At 69.6% G+C, this 16,625-nt stretch carries 12 protein-coding genes; 4 read left to right on the top strand and 8 right to left on the bottom strand.

Annotated elements, in window-relative coordinates; genetic code table 11:
- Positions 1–3 precede the first annotated feature (3 nt).
- The 7 genes from JHW48_RS00495 to JHW48_RS00465 form a co-directional block, all read right to left on the bottom strand.
- Positions 4–4,479 (bottom strand): translocation/assembly module TamB domain-containing protein, encoded by a 4,476-nt coding sequence (locus tag JHW48_RS00495; protein WP_119886357.1) that lies wholly within the window; start codon positions 4,477–4,479, stop codon positions 4–6.
- On the bottom strand, positions 4,479–6,329 hold the full coding sequence (locus JHW48_RS00490) for an autotransporter assembly complex protein TamA (RefSeq protein WP_119886356.1): 1,851 nt from the start codon (positions 6,327–6,329) through the stop codon (positions 4,479–4,481). The genes JHW48_RS00495 and JHW48_RS00490 overlap by 1 nt, the downstream gene beginning before the upstream one ends.
- Positions 6,330–6,451: 122 nt before the next feature.
- Entirely contained in the window at positions 6,452–7,375 is a 924-nt protein-coding gene (locus JHW48_RS00485; RefSeq protein WP_119886355.1) for a glucokinase, read from the bottom strand.
- Positions 7,376–7,388: 13 nt separating this feature from the next.
- Positions 7,389–8,495, bottom strand: a complete 1,107-nt coding sequence (locus JHW48_RS00480; protein WP_119886354.1) for an ABC transporter ATP-binding protein — start codon at positions 8,493–8,495, stop codon at positions 7,389–7,391.
- A gap of 4 nt (positions 8,496–8,499) precedes the next feature.
- A complete protein-coding gene (locus JHW48_RS00475; protein WP_119886353.1) occupies positions 8,500–9,354 on the bottom strand; it encodes a carbohydrate ABC transporter permease in 855 nt (284 codons plus the stop codon).
- Positions 9,344–10,216: a carbohydrate ABC transporter permease gene (locus JHW48_RS00470; RefSeq protein ID WP_119886352.1), complete on the bottom strand. Its 873-nt coding sequence runs from the start codon at positions 10,214–10,216 to the stop codon at positions 9,344–9,346. Before JHW48_RS00470 ends, JHW48_RS00475 begins: the two co-directional genes overlap by 11 nt.
- A 65-nt stretch (positions 10,217–10,281) precedes the next feature.
- On the bottom strand, positions 10,282–11,523 hold the full coding sequence (locus JHW48_RS00465) for an ABC transporter substrate-binding protein (RefSeq protein ID WP_119886351.1): 1,242 nt from the start codon (positions 11,521–11,523) through the stop codon (positions 10,282–10,284).
- Between the two features lie 182 nt (positions 11,524–11,705).
- Here JHW48_RS00465 and JHW48_RS00460 point away from each other — a divergent pair, with 182 nt between their 5' ends.
- From JHW48_RS00460 to JHW48_RS00450, 3 genes are all read left to right on the top strand, one after another.
- The gene (locus tag JHW48_RS00460) at positions 11,706–12,425 is read left to right on the top strand and encodes a response regulator transcription factor (RefSeq protein WP_119886350.1); all 720 of its coding nucleotides are present in this window, start codon (positions 11,706–11,708) and stop codon (positions 12,423–12,425) included.
- Positions 12,415–13,815, top strand: coding sequence for a sensor histidine kinase (locus tag JHW48_RS00455; protein WP_119886349.1), 1,401 nt, complete (start codon positions 12,415–12,417; stop codon positions 13,813–13,815). The genes JHW48_RS00460 and JHW48_RS00455 overlap by 11 nt, the downstream gene beginning before the upstream one ends.
- Before the next feature lie 94 nt (positions 13,816–13,909).
- Positions 13,910–14,320: a hypothetical protein gene (locus JHW48_RS00450; protein ID WP_119886348.1), complete on the top strand. Its 411-nt coding sequence runs from the start codon at positions 13,910–13,912 to the stop codon at positions 14,318–14,320.
- Here JHW48_RS00450 and JHW48_RS00445 read toward each other — a convergent pair.
- Positions 14,296–14,937: an enoyl-CoA hydratase/isomerase family protein gene (locus JHW48_RS00445; protein ID WP_119886347.1), complete on the bottom strand. Its 642-nt coding sequence runs from the start codon at positions 14,935–14,937 to the stop codon at positions 14,296–14,298. The genes JHW48_RS00450 and JHW48_RS00445 overlap by 25 nt on opposite strands.
- A gap of 76 nt (positions 14,938–15,013) precedes the next feature.
- Between JHW48_RS00445 and JHW48_RS00440 the strand changes: the two genes are divergently transcribed.
- Positions 15,014–16,591, top strand: coding sequence for a DUF2125 domain-containing protein (locus JHW48_RS00440; RefSeq protein ID WP_119886346.1), 1,578 nt, complete (start codon positions 15,014–15,016; stop codon positions 16,589–16,591).
- Positions 16,592–16,625 lie beyond the last annotated feature (34 nt).

The following is a 16,625-nucleotide window of genomic DNA, read 5'->3' as shown; positions in this document are numbered from 1 at the left end:
CCTTCAGTAATCGCGTTCGAAGAACAACCCGATCGAGCTGCCCCCGTCGCTGCCCACCGATCCCCGCGCGCGCAGCGATTGGGTGATGTCCAGGTTCAGGTTGATGCTGGACCGCCCGCCCTCGCCCACCGACACGTCGGTATAGACGTTTTCCGACAGGTAGCGCCCGGCCCGCAGCTCGATATTGCCGTCATCGTCGGTGGTCAGGTCCAGATCGTCCAGCCCCGCCGATTCGCGCAGGTTGCCAATGATCCCGTCCCCGCCGCGCCCGGCCAGCACCGCGATGGCATTGGCCAGCTGCGCCGCCTGCAGCGGGCTGATGCTGTCCAGGCCCCGCCCGAAGAGCAGCTGGGACAGCACCTCCTCCTGCGGCAGTTCGGGCGAGGATTCGAAGGTGATCTCGGGCTCGCGCACCTCGCCGTCGATGACGATGCGGGTGGTGATGCCGTCGCGCACCGTCTCGGCCACAAGGCGGATCACCGGGACCAGGCTGCCCTGCAGCTCGACCAGGCCCTCGGTCAGGGTGAAGCGGTTGCCCAGCAGATCGACCCGGCCGCGGATCAGCTGCAGGTTGCCCACGGGGATGGCGTCGCGCACCGTCCCCTGGACCCGCAGCCCGCCGCCCAGTTCGGCATCGACACCCCGCCCGCGGATGAAGACGCGGTTCGGTGCGTTGATGACAAGATCCAGCCGCGGCGGATTGGCCGGCGGCGTGGCGGGCGGCCCGGCCAGGCCCGCATCGCGCGCGGCCTGGCTGGGATAGCCCTCCAGCCCGGCGCGGGCGCGGGTGGCGCGGACGGGCGGGCGCTGGCTGCCGACATGGGTGATGTCGGGGATCGGGCGCGATCCGCCCAGACCCGTCGAGGGGATGCGGAACTCGGTCTCGCCCACGTCGATCCGGCCCGACAGCAGCTGGCCCGTGGCCCCGGAACCGCTGAGCCGCAGCTGGCCGTCCAGCACCGTCTGATAGAGCGTCGGGTCACGCACCACGACCTGGTCCAGCACGATGCCGATATCGATCGCGCCATCGGCCAGTGTCACCGGCCCGGACAGGCGGATCCGCCCCCCGGCCGAGACATCCGCCCCACCATCGACCTGGATGCGCCCACCCTGGAACGCCGCGGTGACGTCGATCCCCTCCAGCCGCAGGCCCAGGCCGGGATCGGCCAGCTGGCCGTTCTGCAGGCGGACCTGGCCGGTCAGCGACTGGATCCCCGGCGGGCCCTGCAGGCGCAGGTTGATCGCCAGCGGCCCCGACACGCTGCGGGTCCGCAGCGAGGTATTGGCCAGCGCGGAATCCGCCCCGCCCACGATCCCAAGATCGGCGGTCGATCCGTCGCGCGCCGCGCTGCCTTGGATGCGCAGGTCGGTATTGCCGGGCGCTGTGGCGCGCAGATCGACCAGCACCGTGGGCCCTTGGTCGCGGATCGTGCCCGCCACCGTCACCGGCCCGGGGAATTCCGGCACCAGGATGCCCAGATTGGCCAGCCGCGCATCGACATTCACCCCCGCCGCGGGCGATCCGTCCGCCGTCACCCGCAGCTGCGGGTTGTTGACCAGCAGGCGCTGGACCGACGGCCCGTCCGGCCCGAGCGAGGCCGCCAGATCGAAGCTGGTCTGGCCCGCCAGGACCGGATCGACCTGGGGCTGGCCGATGGACAGGCCGCTGGCCGTGCCCGTCGTCTCGATCCGGCGCAGCGCGCCGTCATCGGTGATCCGCGCATCCGCCTGCACCGCGCCCGAGATCCCGTTGCCCAGGAAACGCAGATCGCCCGCATTCACCGTGGCGGTCAGATCGGTCGCCCCGGCCCCCACCCGGCCCTGCGCCCGCGCGGTCAGGCGCGGGTTCTCGACCTGGGCCTGGCTGATCGTGAAGACGCCGTCGCGTTCCGTGCCGGTCACCGTCAGGCGCGTCTCGCCCGCCAAGGCGCCGTCGACCTGGGCCTGACCGAAGGCCAGGTCGCGCCCGGTGCCCGTCACCTGCAGGTCGCGCGCGCCGTCGCCGGCCTCGCGCAGGCTGCCTTGGGCGTCCAGGCTGCCGCGCCAGCCCGCCCCGAAGGGCGCCAGCGAGGCAATCTGCACATCCCCCGTCAGGTCGGTCACGCCGGGGCCATAGACCCCCGCCACCGTCGCCTGCATCTGGTCATTGTCCAGCCGGCCGCGTTCCACCGTCACCACGCCGTCGCGTTCCGTGGCGCGCAGGTCCAGCCGGGTCGTGCCGGTCAGCGCGCCCGCCGCGGGCCCCAGGGACAGGTTTTGGCCCGTGCCGGACAGGTCGATGATGCGGGCGCCCTCCTCCTCGCGCAGGGTGGCGCGGGCGTCGAAGCCGCCGGACCAGTCGGGCCGCACCGCCGCCAGATCGGCCAGCCGGATCGTCGCCACCGCATCCAGCGCGCCGGGCACCAGATCGCCCTGAACCTGGGCCGAGACCTGCGGATTGCTGATCGCCAGGTCCTGGATGCGAAAACCTTGGGCCTCCTCGGCGGCGTTCACGACCAGGTCGGTCCGGCCCGCCAGCAGGTTGTCCAAGGCCTCGATTCCCACGCGCAGGTCCAGGGCCTGGCCGTTCAGGACCAGGCTGCGCTGGTCGCGGGGCCCGGTCAGACGGGCCTCGGCCTCCAGCGCGCCGCCCAGATCGGCGCCCGCATCCGCCAAGGACGGCATGGACAGCCGCGCGGTCACGTCGCTCAGCTCGGTGGCGATCAGGCCCTGCGCCTCGGCCGAGATGCGGGCCGCGTCGAGCGTGAATTCCTCGATCTCCAGCCCGAATTCGTCGCGCCGCGCCTCCAGCACGATGGTGGACCGCCCGCCCAGCAGGCCGTCGACCTGCGGCTGGTCCAGGGTCAGGTCGCGCCCCTCGACCCGGGCATCCAGGTCGAAGCTGCGGCCCAGTACGATGTAGTAGCCCTGCAGCGCCACATCCGCGGCCCCGGTCAGCGACCGCCCGGCCAAGGTCGACAGGCGCGACAGGTCGGTATAGCGGGCATCGGCATCCACCGACAGCGTGATGCCGCTGCCCAGGCCCGAGACCAGGAAATAGCCGTCGAAGCCGTAATCCGACCCGGTGATGGCGAAATCCTCGATCGCCAAGGCATTGCCGGGGGTGAAGGTGAAGGCGGCGCGTCCCTCGACCGTGCTGCCCACGGCCTCGGCCAGGCCGGGGTCGCGGAAGGTCATCTGGCGGGTCGCGAAATCCAGCTGGCCGGTCACCTCGGACAGGCTGCCGTCGTCCTGCACGACCTGGCCCGCCCCCGACAGATCCACCGCGCCAAGCGCGACCCCGTCCAAGGTCAGCGCGCCGACAAAGCCGTCCAGCGTCCAGCCCTCGCCCTCGGACGCGTCATAGTTCAGCGCCAGGCGCCCCGATTCCACGGTCGTGGCCTCGCCCGCAAAGGGCAGGGGCACGGGGATCACGGTCGCGCCCGCGTCGCGGCCCAAGGTGACCATCAGCTCGGCCAGTTCCGGCGCGGATTGGTCATTGGTGGACAGCGACCCCGCGATGCGCAGGGCATCGGTCCGGATGTCCAGCCGCGGGATGCTGAGCCGCCCGGTCTCGGCCCGGAACCCCTCGGCCAGCAGCTGGGTGTTGGTGCCGAAGAAGGCGCGGTCCTGGGGCCGCAGCAGGCTGGCCACGTCGCCGCCCAGCTCGAACCGGAACCCGGTGCCGGGGGTGGCGTCGGCATCGGTCGTGCCCATGGCGCTGACCTGGCCGGTGATGCGCGGTTGGCCGTCGGTGGCCAGGCTGATATCGGTGACGAAATCGCGCAGCTCGCCCTCGCCGCTGATCTGGGCGGTCAGGGCGGGGCGGTCATGGATGCCGACCAGATTGGCCAGGATGCCGTCCGCGGCCTCGTCCAGCCCCAGGTTCAGCCGCAGGACCTGCGAGACGTTGGAAAAGGCCGTGTCCAGCACGAACTGGCCGCGCGGCCCGTCCAGCCGGTCGATGGTCAGCTGGGCCTGGCCCTCGCCCCCCTCCAGGCTGAGGCCGCCATCGATGCGCAGCGCGGCCTCGACCCCGATCACGGGTTCGCCCAGCATCACCCGGTCGGCGCGGATCTGTTCGATCATCAGCGCGACGGGCAGTTCGGGCAGGGCAAAGACCGGCGCCTCGGCCTGGACGGCGGGGGCGTCGGATTGCGCCATGCGCGGCAGCAGGATCTCGCGCGCGGAGAGTTCGGCGATCTCGATCCGGCGGCGCAGCAGGGCCGAGCGGTTCCACTGGATCGCCCCGTCGCGCAGCGTCAGCCAGGTGCCGTCATCATCCGAGATGCGGATCTCGCGGAAGGTGGCGCGCGAGGAGAGGGCGCCCTCGAACCCCTCGATCACGACCTCGCGCCCGGCATCGGACAGGTTGCGTTCCAGAAGCCCGGTCAGGAAGCCGCGGTCGTCATCGACCGTGGCGCTCAGCTCGGCGACGCTCTGCGCCAGGACCGACAGCGGAAAGACCAGGGCGACGAGGATGATCCAGAACCTGCGCATCAGAATGCCTGCCCCAATCCAAGGTAAAGTTGAACGCCGCTGCCGGTATCGCCGCTGACCGGCCCGGCCACGTCGAAGCGCAGCGGCCCGATCGGCGTGTCATAGCGGATGCCGATGCCGGCGCCGGCGTGATCATCGGCCGTGCCGTCGAACCCGCCCTGAGTCCAGACGCGGCCGTAATCGGCAAAGGCCACCAGGCCGATGCGCTCGCGCAGCTGAAAGCGCAGCTCGGCCGTGGCGCTGGCGACCGACAGGCCGCCGGTCTTGATCGGGCCGTCCGGGCCCTGGATCTCGGTCACGCCGAGCGACTGGAACGGATGGCCGCGCACCGTCCCGCCGCCGCCGGAATAGAACAGATAGTTGCGCGGCGTCGTCTCGATCGCGGTGCCCAGCACGCTGCCCGCGCGGGCCCGGCCCGCCAGCGTCACCCGGTCATCGGCAAAGGAGGCATAGGCCCGCCCCTCGCCCAGCATGCGCAGCCCGGAGCTGGTCTCGGAGAGGCCGGTGAAGGGGGTCACGTCCGCCGACAGCCAGTATCCGCGCCGCGCGTTGTTGGGTTCGTCGCGCTGGTCCCAGATCACGTCCATCGGCAGGGCCAGGACCTTGAAATCGGTTTGGCCATTGGCATCGAACACGCGCGAGAACCGGTATTGCACCGCCCCGTTCGCGGTCAGCCGGTCGCTGAAGATATGGTTCGCGCCGATCCCGATCGTGGCCAGGTCCTCGCTGTAATCCTCCTCGCGCATGCGGGCCAGTTCGGTTTCCACATAGGCGGTGGTGTCGGGGGTCAGCGTCGCGGGCCGGTCCAGGCGGATCGTCAATTCGTCGTCGCGGCCACTGGTCTGGGACCCGATATCCTTGATCCGGCCGTCGATGCGCAGCCGTTCGCCGCCGCCCAGCAGGTTGCGGTGCATCCAGTAGGCCGAACCCTGGAACCCGTCCGTGCTGGAGATCTCGAACCCGAAGCCGACGCGGCGGGGGGCCTGTTCGATCACCGTCAGGTCCACGTCCAGCGTGTCGCCGGGGCCGATATCGTCGGCCTCCTGCAGGGTGATGGCGGAAAAGACGCCGCTGCGGCGCAGGCGGGCGCGGACGCGGTCCAGCTCCTCGGGGTCGAAGCGCCGGCCCTCGGGAAAGCCCGCGATCTTGCGCAGGCGGCGTTCGTTCAGGCGCTGGTTGCCGCTGACCGACATCTGCCCGAAGGTCAGCGACGGGCCGGGGCTCAGCGCGATGCGGCTGTCCACGCGGGAGGCGTCGTGATCGGCCGTGATCTGCTGGTCGGCGATATCGGCCTTGGCATGGCCCACGGCGCGCCAGCCATCCACCCCCGCGATGGCCGCGCGGCGCATGACGCCCGTGCCCGCGACCTGATCCGCGGCATAGCCCGCGGGAATGTCGCTGCCCGGCGCGACCGGCGCGATCTGGGCGCGCGAGAACCGGAAGACCGGGCCGGGATCGACCGCGACCACCACGCGGGCGACCTGGTCGGGACCGTCCAGGGGGGCGACCTCGGCAGCCTCGACCCCGTCCAGGGTGATGCTGACCGAGGCGTCGTAATAGCCCTCGTCATAAAGCAGCCCCAGCACCCGGGCGTAATCGCCCCGCGCGGCGGCCAGGATGTCCTGTCCGGTGATGCGGTCCTCGGCCAGGGCGCCGGTGATCAGCAGGGTCTGGCGCAGCTGGCGCGACAGCCCGTCGGGATCGCCCGCGACACGGACATCCAGCGCGACCGGCCCTTCGTCCTGGGACCGCCCGAACAGGCCCGAAAAGGGCGACGAGCTTTGTGCATGGGCCATGGCCCCGCCCAAGGCCGTCGACGCCACCAGCATCGCCCCAAGATATCGCCGCATCTGCACCCTGCCCCGCCCGTTCTTGTTTGTTCGGGCAATAGGAGCAGGATCGAGCCCGCGAATCCACCCGTCATCGGGGAATTTCGCTCACCATCGCGGCACGGTGACCGCTTGGGCAGAGATCAGCCGAGCGCCGCCAGACAGCCCTGCAGCGCCGCCATGTCGTCGCGGATCAGGAAAACCGGCGTGTTTTCCGGGATGTGGCGCATGTGATCCTCGCACAGGAAGGCCGGCTCGAAGATGCCCATCCGGTCGGCGATGCTGCGGCCCACGCTGCCGGCCAGAAACAGCCCCTCCAGCGGCATGAAGCGCAGCGACAGTTCCCGACAGAGCAGCCCGACCAGTTCCGCGAACAGATCATAGGTCGCCACCGCCTGCGCATCGCCGGATTCGGCGGCGCGGGCGATATCCTCGCTGCGGACCGCGTCGGTGCCGGTCAGGGCCGCGTGCAGACGCGATAGCCCGCGCCCGGCAAAGGTCTCCTCGGTGGAAAAGAAGCCGACCGCCTTGTCGCCGACACGGTCCTGCAGGCGGGCCATGATGTTGGCGGGCAGGTGGGTGTGACCCTCCTCGGCCTCCAGCACGGTGATGGCGCCGCCGGGCAGCACCCGCACCGCGCAGACGTTGAAGCCCGTGCCCAGCCCCACGACCAGTGCCTGGCCGTTGCGGGCCCGGCCTTGGGGCGCCGCGCGCAGCGTCGTCAGCTGATCGCCCGACAGCGCGGGCGTGGAATAGCCCAGGGCCGACAGGTCGTTGATCAGCCGCACCTGGTCGGCATCGGTCAGCCGCGCCAGCGCGTCCTCGTCAAAGGACCAGTCGCGGTTGGTCAGCCGCGCGCGCCCGCCGCTGACCGGCCCCGCCACCGCGATGCACATGGACGAGATGTTGGGCTGATGCTGTTCGGCCATGAACTGGCGCACCACGTCGTCGAAGCTGGCAAAGTCGTCACCCTTGAACCGCGTGACCGTGCCGGCATCGATGGACCCGTTGCGCGCAATCGCCAGACGCGCATTGGTGCCGCCCACATCGCCCAGAAGCATCGCCATCCCGTCATTCCCCTCAGTTCAGTCGCTGCCCATCCTTAGGCGAGAAATACGACACTTTCGAGAGGTCGAATGCCAGCGGGAAGGGCTGGCGCGCCTGGACCGCGCTTTCGGCACGCAGACGCGCGGTGACCGCCTTGCCGCCCAGCTGCGTCACCGCGAAGGTGTCCGCGCCCGCGGGCTCGACGATGTCGATCATCACCTCGCCGCCCGCACCCTGCGCGGTGCCGGGCAGATGGGCGTTGCCGGTCGCCTCGTGGATGTCCTCGGGGCGCACGCCCAGCACGATCTCGGCAGGCAGGTCGCGGGCCACGGGGTCGGTGATGACCAAGGGGGCGGCGCCGTCACGCGCGATCTCGATCCGGGTCTGGCCGCTATCCGCGCGCACGCGGGCCGGGATCAGGTTCATCGCCGGGCTGCCCATGAAATCGGCCACGAACATGTTGGCGGGCTTGTTGTAGATCTCGGCCGGGGTGCCGATCTGCTGGATCACGCCGCCCTTCATCACCACGATCTTGGTGGCCAGGGTCATCGCCTCGATCTGGTCATGGGTGACATAGACGATCGAGGCGTTCAGGTCCTGATGCAGCTTCTTGATCTCGGTCCGCATCGACACGCGCAGTTTCGCGTCAAGGTTGGACAGCGGCTCGTCGAACAGGAACAGTGCCGGGTCGCGGACCAGGGCGCGGCCCATGGCGACGCGCTGGCGCTGGCCGCCCGACAGCTGGCCGGGCTTGCGATGCAAAAGCGGCTCGATCTGCAATTGCCGCGCGACCTCGGCCAGCTTCTTCTCCTGGGTGGGCTTGTCGACGCCGCGGACCTTCATGCCGAAGGTGATGTTCTTGGCCACCGACATGGTCGGGTAGAGCGCATAGGACTGGAACACCATGGCGATGTCGCGGTCCTTGGGGGACACGCCCGTCACGTCGCGATCGGCGATGCGGATGGCGCCGCCGGTGATCGGCTCCAGCCCTGCGATGCAGTTCAGCAGCGTCGATTTCCCGCAGCCCGAGGGCCCGACCAGGACCAGGAAGTCGCCCGGCTCGATCGCGATGTTGATGTCATGCAGGATATGGGTGTCTCCATAGGCTTTCTGCAGATGGTCGATTTCGAGGATCGGCATGGGATCACCCTTTCACGGAACCGGCGGTCAGGCCGCGGATGAAGTATTTCCCGGCGACGACATAGACCAGCAGCGTGGGCAGGGCCGCGATGATCGCAGCCGCCATGTCCACGTTGTAGGCCTTCACGCCGGTGGTGGAGTTGACGATGTTGTTCAGCGCCACGGTCACGGGCTGGCTGCCCGCCCCGCTGAACGACACGCCGAACAGGAAGTCGTTCCAGATCTGCGTGAACTGCCAGATGACCGAGACGGTGATGATCGGCAGCGAGATCGGCAGGAAGATCGACCAGAAGATGCGGAAGAACCCCGCCCCGTCGACCTTGGCCGCGCGGACCAGCTCCTGCGGGATGGTGACATAGTAGTTGCGGAAGAACAGCGTCGTGAAGCCGATGCCGTAGATCACATGGACGAAGATCAGCCCCGGAATGGTGCCCGCCAGCCCCATCAGGCCCAGCATCTGCGCCATGGGCAGCAGCACGACCTGGAACGGGATGAAGCAGCCGAACAGGATCATCGCAAAGAACAGGTTCGCGCCCTTGAAGCGCCATTGCGCGAAGACATAGCCGTTCAGCGCCCCCACCACGGTCGAGATCATCACCGCCGGCACCGCCATCAGCACCGAATTCCAGAAGAACGGGCGCAGGCCTTCGCACTGGGTGCCCGCGCAGGCGGTGGACCAGGCCTCGATCCAGGGGGCGAAGGTGATCTGGCGCGGCAGGGCCAGCAGGCTGCCGGTGCGGATCTCCTCCAGGCTTTTCAGCGAGGTGGTCAGCATGACGAAAAGCGGCATCAGATAGAACAGGGCGAACAGGATCAGCATCCCGTAAAGCCCGATGCGCAGGACGGTGTTACTTGTCATTGCGGGGCCTCAATTCGCTGTAGAGATAGGGGACCACGATGGCGAAGATGACGCCCATCATGACCATCGCGCTGGAGGCCGCCTGGCCCAGATCGCCGCGCGAGAACGCCATCGCATACATGTAGGTCGCGGGCAGGTCGGTCGCATAGCCGGGGCCGCCGCCGGTCAGCGCGATGACCAGATCGAAGGCCTTGATGGCCAGATGCGCCAGCACGATGAAGGCCGACAGGAAGATCGGCGCCATGGTCGGGATGATGATCGCGGAATAGATGCGATGCGTGGGGATGCCGTCCACTTGGGCGGCGCGGATGATCTCGGTGTCCACGGACCGCAGGCCCGCGAGGAACAGCGCCATGACAAAGCCCGAGGCCTGCCAGACCGCCGCCAGCACGATGGTATAGATCGCCATCTCCGGGCGGATCAGCCAGTCGAAGGTGAAGCTTTCCCAGCCCCAGCCCCGGATCGCCTCCTGGATGCCCAGGCCCGGGTTCAGGATCCATTTCCAGGCCGTGCCCGTCACGATCAGCGACAGCGCCATGGGATAGAGATAGATGGTGCGCAGCACGCCCTCGGCGCGGATCTTCTGGTCCAGAAAAATCGCCAGGAACAGCCCGATCGCCATCGAGATCACGATGAAGAGGCCGCCGAAGATGAACAGGTTGTTCATCGCCACGTCCCAACGCGGGGCGGCGAACAGCCGCTCATACTGCGAGAATCCGTCCAGCTCGTAGCGCGGCATCAGCCGCGATCGCGTCAGGCTGATCCAGGCCGTCCAGGCGATGAAGCCGTAGACGAAGACCATGATCGCCACGAAGGACGGCGCCAAGACCAGCTTGGGCACGTTGCGTTCAAGCCATTCCATTTCCGGTAACCCCCAAAGAAAGACCCCGCGCCCGCGATCCGGGGCGCGGGGTCGTCAGGCCGTGATCACATCGCGTTGGCGACGGCGTCGGCCAGCTGCTGCACGGCGTCATCCGACGACATGTCGCTGTTGAAATGCGCGGTCACCACATCGGTGATCGCACCCGCCTGCGCGCCGCGCAGCGCCATGCCATGGGCATAGCTGGGCAGCAGCGAGCCGCTTTCCGCATCCGCCGTCATGTCGGCATTGGACTGTTTCGCGCAATCGTCGAAATCGTCCAGCGCCACGTCGGTGCGCGCCGGGATCGAGCCCTTGTTCAGGTTGAACGTGTGCTGGAATTCCGGCCCCATGATCAGGCTGGCCAGCAGGGCCTGGCCGTCCTGGGCGTCCTGGCCGCTCAGCTCGAAGAAGGCGAAGCTGTCGACATTGTAGAGGAACCCCTCGCCCGGGGTCGGCGCGCAGACGAAATCGACGCCCGGCTCCTTGCCGGCGGCCAGGAATTCGCCCTTGGCCCAGTCACCCATCACCTGGAAGGCGGCCTCGCCGTTCATGACCATGGCGGTGGCCAGGTTCCAGTCGCGCCCCGAGAAGTTCGGGTCCACATGGCCGCGGATCACGCGCATCTGGTCGAAGACGGCCTTCATGGTGTCCGAGGTCAGCGCCTCGGGGTCCAGATCGACCAGCGCCTGCTGGAAGAATTCCGGACCGCCCAGGCCCAGCACGACGGTCTCGAAGACGGTCGCGTCCTGCCAGGACTGGCCGCCATGGGCCAGGGGCGTGACGCCCGCCGCCTGCAGCGTCTCGGCGGCGGCGTTGAATTCCTCCCAGGTGGTGGGCATCTCGATGCCATGCTCGTCCAGGATCTGCTTGTTGCCCCAGATCCAGTTGACGCGGTGCACGTTGACGGGCGCGGCGCACCACTGGCCCTCGCATTTCATGTGCTCGGCGATCTGTGCGGGCAGCACATCGTCCCAGCCATTCTCCTCGGCGACGGTGCCGATATCGGCCAAGCCCGTCTCCTCGTACCATTCCTGGATCGCGGGGCCCTTCAGCTGGACGGCGGTGGGGGCGTTGCCGGACAGGACGCGGGCGCGCAGGGCGGTCATCGCGGCATCGCCGCCGCCGCCGGCCACGGGCATGTCGGTCCAGGTGCCGCCTTCGGCCGCGAACTGTTCCTGCAGGACGGCGACCGAACGGGCCTCGCCGCCCGAGGTCCACCAGTGCAGCACCTCGGCCGTCGGGTTCGCCATGGCGGGCGCGGCCAGCATCACGGCGGTCGAAGCCGCCAGAACGGATTTCATGTTCATGGATCCTCCCAGATCATTCCCGCGCGGATTCGATGATCCGCGTGTGTCCGACACAATGCCAAAGCCCCCGCCATGCGCGCAACGCAGTCCAGCCATGCAAAACCCAGTTTTCCGGGGCATTCGTTACAAACTGTTACGCAACCCCCGCCCCGGTGCTAGAACCCCCGGGGAAGGAGCCGCCGATGAGCCTGCACCGCATCCTGCTGGTCGAAGACGATGCCGACATGGCCGCCATGCTGGCCGCCTATCTGCAGCGCCACGGGCTGCACGTGACCTGCGCCGACAGCCGCGCATCCGCCTTGGCGGCGCTGGCATCGGGGCGGGTGGACCTGATCCTGCTGGACGTGTCCCTGGGCGCGGATGACGGCGTGGCGATCTGCGCCGAGATCCGCCGCGCCATGGACGTGCCCATCATCATGGTCAGCGCGCTGTCGGCCGACCATCAGCGCATGGCCGGATACGAGGTCGGCGCGGACGACTACATCGCCAAGCCCTTCAACCCCGACCTGGCCTTGGCCCGCATCCGCGCGGTGCTGCGCCGGGCGGGTCGCGCCCCCAGCCTGTCGCATCGCCGCCGCGACGGGGTGATGCGCTTCGGCGGCTGGCGCTATGACGCGCGCCATGACGAGGTGACCGCCCCCGGCGGCTGGCAGGTCAGCCTGTCGGCGCGGGAAACCGCCTTGCTGCGGGTCTTTCTGGCCAATCCGCTGGTCCCCCTGACCCGGGACGAGATCGCGGCCGTGATGGATGACGGCGATTCGCCCGCGGGCGCCGCATCGGGCGGGCGCGCAATCGACATGCTGGTGACGCGCCTGCGGCAAAAGACCGACCCCGCGCTGATCCGCACCGAACGCGGCACCGGCTATGTCTGGACGGCCGAGGTCGCGCGCGATGCGCCGTAGCCTGCGGATGCTGGCCAGCCTGTGGGTGGTCCTGGCGATGCTGGCGGGCGGGGCGGCGGTCTGGCTGTGGATGTCCAGCAACGCCGCCTGGCGCGCCCATCTGGACCAGGCCTATATCGCGGGCCTGGCGCTGCATGACAGCGTGGAGAACGGCAGCATGCTGCCCCCCGGCATCCGCATGATCCCCCAGGCCGCGGCGCCCGACCTGCCATCGGGCTGGCGCCAGACGCTGCTGACCCTGACCGGGGGCGGGCGGCCGGACCTGACCCGGGGCCGGCGCATCCAGATCCGCATCCTGTCGCCCGACATCCAGTATCCCGTCGCCGGGGTCCAGAGCTTCGGCGGCGGCAGCCAGGCGGCGGGAATGGCGTCGGTCACCCGCGCGCTGGCGCAATATTGCAGCCAGCCGCGGCTCTACGTCCAGTCGGGGGACGGGCCATGGCTGGCGGTTGACGGATCGCAGGTCTGGGGCTGCGACGCGGCGCCCGCGGACAGGCGGCTCTGGGCGGCGGGGCTGGCAGTGGCGGCGCTGGCCCTGCTGCTGGGCTGGGTGGCCGAGGTCTCGGGCGCCTTCGCGACCTTTGCCGCCGCGCTGCGCGATCACCGGGCGCGCAACGCCGCCCTGCCCGTCGGCGGCGCGGCCGAGCTGCGCCAGACCGCCGAGGCGGTGAACGCCTATGTCGCCCAGGACCGCGCCGCGCTGGAGAACCGCGCCCTGGTCCTGTCGGGGGTCAGCCATGACCTGGGCACCCCCGCCACCCGCCTGCGCCTTCGCTGCGCGATGATCGAGGACGACGCCCTGCGCGGCCGCCTGGAACGCGACATCGACGAGATGACGACCATGATCGACGGCGTGCTGACCTATACCCGCGCCGAGATCGGAGCCGAACCCTTCCGCCGCCTGTCCCTGACATCGCTGGTCGAGGCGGTGGTCGCCGATTACCAGGATGTGGGCCTGCCGGTGACGCAGCGCCCGTCCCCGCCCGCACCCGCCCGTGCGGGGACGCTGTTCTCGCGCACCTCCAGCAGGCCGATGGCGGACGGGGCGGCGCTGCTGATGCGCGGCCAGCCCACCGCGCTCAGGCGGGCGCTGACCAACCTGATCGACAATGCCCTGAAATACGGGCGCGAGGCGCAGGTCGTCACCGGGGCCAGCGCCGACGAGGCCTGGATCGCCGTCACCGATCGCGGATCGGTCCTGACCCGCGACGACATGGAGCGTCTGACCGGGGCCTTTCAGCGCGGTCCCAATGCAGGGACCGCCGGGGGGGTCGGGCTGGGCCTGGCGATCGTGTCCACCATCGCCGCCCAGCATGGCGGACGGCTGGAATTCCACCGCGCGGAATCAGGGCTGGAGGCGCGGCTGATCCTGGCCCGGAACTGGGCCTAGGCGCCCCGCGCAACGCAGCGTCCCGGCACGAACAGGGAACCCCACGGGCGAAATCCGCGTTTTTCCCTGCAATTCGCAAGGAAGGACCACGACCATGACCCGCGCAGACCGCATCGTTCGCCTTGGCCTGGCCGGCGCCGTCGCGCTGCTGGGAACCCTGCCCGCCGCCGCGCAGCCCGTCCAGGCCTGGAGTGCGATGGAGGGCGTCGAACCCGCCACCCTGCTGCAGGACATCCGCGACATGCCCCTGTCCGAGGTGGCCATCGACGACCAGCCCTATTGCGCCGACGATTTCGAGATCGCCTTCACCCTCAGCCATGATTTCGGCGAGGAGCCGATCGAGACCGCCGGCGCCCAAGGCACCGAACTGTGGGGGTCGGACCTACTGGGCACCTGGACCTTGGTCGCGCCCCGCGACAACGAGACCAGCTGCATCATCGCCAGCGGCGTCGGCTATTCCGACGACGAGGGCGTGGATACCTATTTCACTGTAGCAGGCCTCTGACCGCCGCGCGTCATTTCCTTGATCGCCGCCACATGATCCGCCGATGCCGCCAGTGCATCGGCGGTCAGCGTCTGCGCGGTCTCCATCAGGTCGGGCTGAGCGACGATGCGGTCCACCAGGCCCCATGACAGGGCCTCGGGCGCCTCGATCCGCGCGCCCGCCATCAGGATCATCCGCGCCCGCGCCGGACCGACCAGCGCCGCCAGCCGCGCCGGATCGGCGGGCTGCGGCAGGAACCCCAAACGCATCACCGGATAGAAGAACCGCGCCTCCGGCACCGCCAGGCGCAGGTCGCAGGCCAGCGCCATGCCGAAGGCCCCGCCCGCCAGCGTGCCGTTCAGCGCCGCGACCGTCAGCGCGGGCAGGCGGTCGATCGCCGATGACAGCGCGTCCCATTCGGGGGCCGTGGCCAGACCCGCCCGCGCCTCGTCCAGATCGGCCCCGGCGGAAAAGACCCTCCCTGTCCCCGTCAGGATCAGCGCCCGGCTGCGCAGGCGCGCCGCATCGGCCAGCGCGTCGATCAGATCGCGCAGCATCGCCCCGGTCAGGGAATTGGCCTTGTCGGGCCGGTCGATGGTCAGCAGGGTCAGCCCGTCGTCATGGCGGCAGCGGATCACGATATGTTCCCTTTCCCTTTTCCCGCCACTATGTCAGGACTTTGGGCGAATGCGAGGTTTGCGAAAGGTATCCGTGATGAACCGTCCCCATGCAACCACGGCCTTGGCCAGTTCCGCACTGGCCCTGATCCTGGCGGCGGGCCCCGCCCTGGCCGATGTCACCCCCGCCGAAGTCTGGCAGAACCTGCGCAGCAGCTATGAGCAGATGGGCTATCAGGTCGATGTCGGCGCCGAGGATGCCTCGGACCAGGCGCTCAGCCTGACCGACGTGGTCCTGCGCAGCCAGGCCGATGGCCAGGACGCCCCCGACATGGCCTTCACCATGCCCCGCATCGACCTGATGCCGGTGGGCGACGGCACGGTGCGTTCGGTGATCGAGGGCCAGATGCTGCTGGAGATGCGCAACCGCGACGCCGAGGGCGGCCCGGCCGGGTTTGCCCTGACCATGGACGCGCCCGGCAACGAGACCCTGTCCTCGGGCACGCCCCAGGACATGCGCCACGACTATGTCATGCCCAGCATGACCCTGCAGGGCCGCGCCCTGGACGACGAGAACGAGGTGCCGCTGAACGCGACCCTGACCAATGTCACCGGATCGCAGAGCGTCACCACCGGCGATGACGGGGCCAGCGCCCAGACCTATACCGGCCGTGCCGACCAGCTGACCATGAACATCGCCGCCGCCGGCCCCTCGGATGTCGAGGGCGAGGACGGCGAGGCTGACGGCGAGGCTGGGGGCACGGACCGCTTCACCGCCGAATTCACCATCGCCGATCTGGAGATCGAGGGTCAGGGCAACAGCCCCGCGGGCCAGACCGATTTCAACAACCGCCCCTCCGAGGCGCTGCAGGCGGGTTTCGCCGCGGGCGGCACGGTGGGCATGGGCGCGACCAGCGGCAGCTTCACCGCGACCAGCCGGATGGCCGATGGCGAACAGCGGGACAGCGCCGGCAGCTTCGAGGCCGCATCGGGCAGCCTGGCCATCGGCATCGGTGCCGAGGGCCTGTCCTACGAGGGCGGCCTGACCGACATCCGGACGCGCATCACCTCCAGCGACATGCCCTTTCCCATCGCCTATGCCGCGCGCGAGAACCGCTTTCTGCTGAGCATGCCGGTCCTGGCCGGGGACGAGGCCCAGCCCTTCGCGCTGCGCTATGTCCTGGACGGGCTGATGCTGGATGACGAGGTCTGGGCGGCGCTGGACCCCGAAACCGCCCTGCCCCGCGACCCGGCCAGCCTGACCGTCGATCTGTCGGGCGAGGCGCTGGTCACGCGCAACTTCCTCGACACCGAACCCGAGGCCGATGCCGATCCGCAGGAGGCCCCGCCCGTGCCGCTGCTGCCGCGCAGCCTGACGATCAACGACCTGTCGCTGGCCGCCCTGGGCGCCAGTGCGGATCTGTCGGGCGCGCTGACCTTCGGCGACGATCCCAGCCAGCCGGTGGGCAGCCTGACGGGCAATTTCGCGGGCATCAACGGCCTTCTGGACCGGCTGGTCCAGATGGGCGTCCTGCCCCAGGACCAGCTGATGGGGCCGCGCATGATGATGGCGATGTTCGCCCGTCCCGTGGATGGCGACCCCGACCGCCTGCAGACCGAGATCGAGTTCCGCGAGGGCGGCTCGATCTTCGCCAACGGCCAGCAGATCCAGTGATCGGCTGACATGACGCGGGGCCGGGGCGATCGCC

The sequence above is a fragment of the Paracoccus aestuarii genome, assembly GCF_028553885.1.
In the GTDB taxonomy this organism is placed as follows: Bacteria; Pseudomonadota; Alphaproteobacteria; order Rhodobacterales; family Rhodobacteraceae; genus Paracoccus; species Paracoccus aestuarii.
The sequence above is the reverse complement of the archived record's forward strand: the minus strand, read 5'-3'. Positions and strand labels throughout refer to the sequence as shown.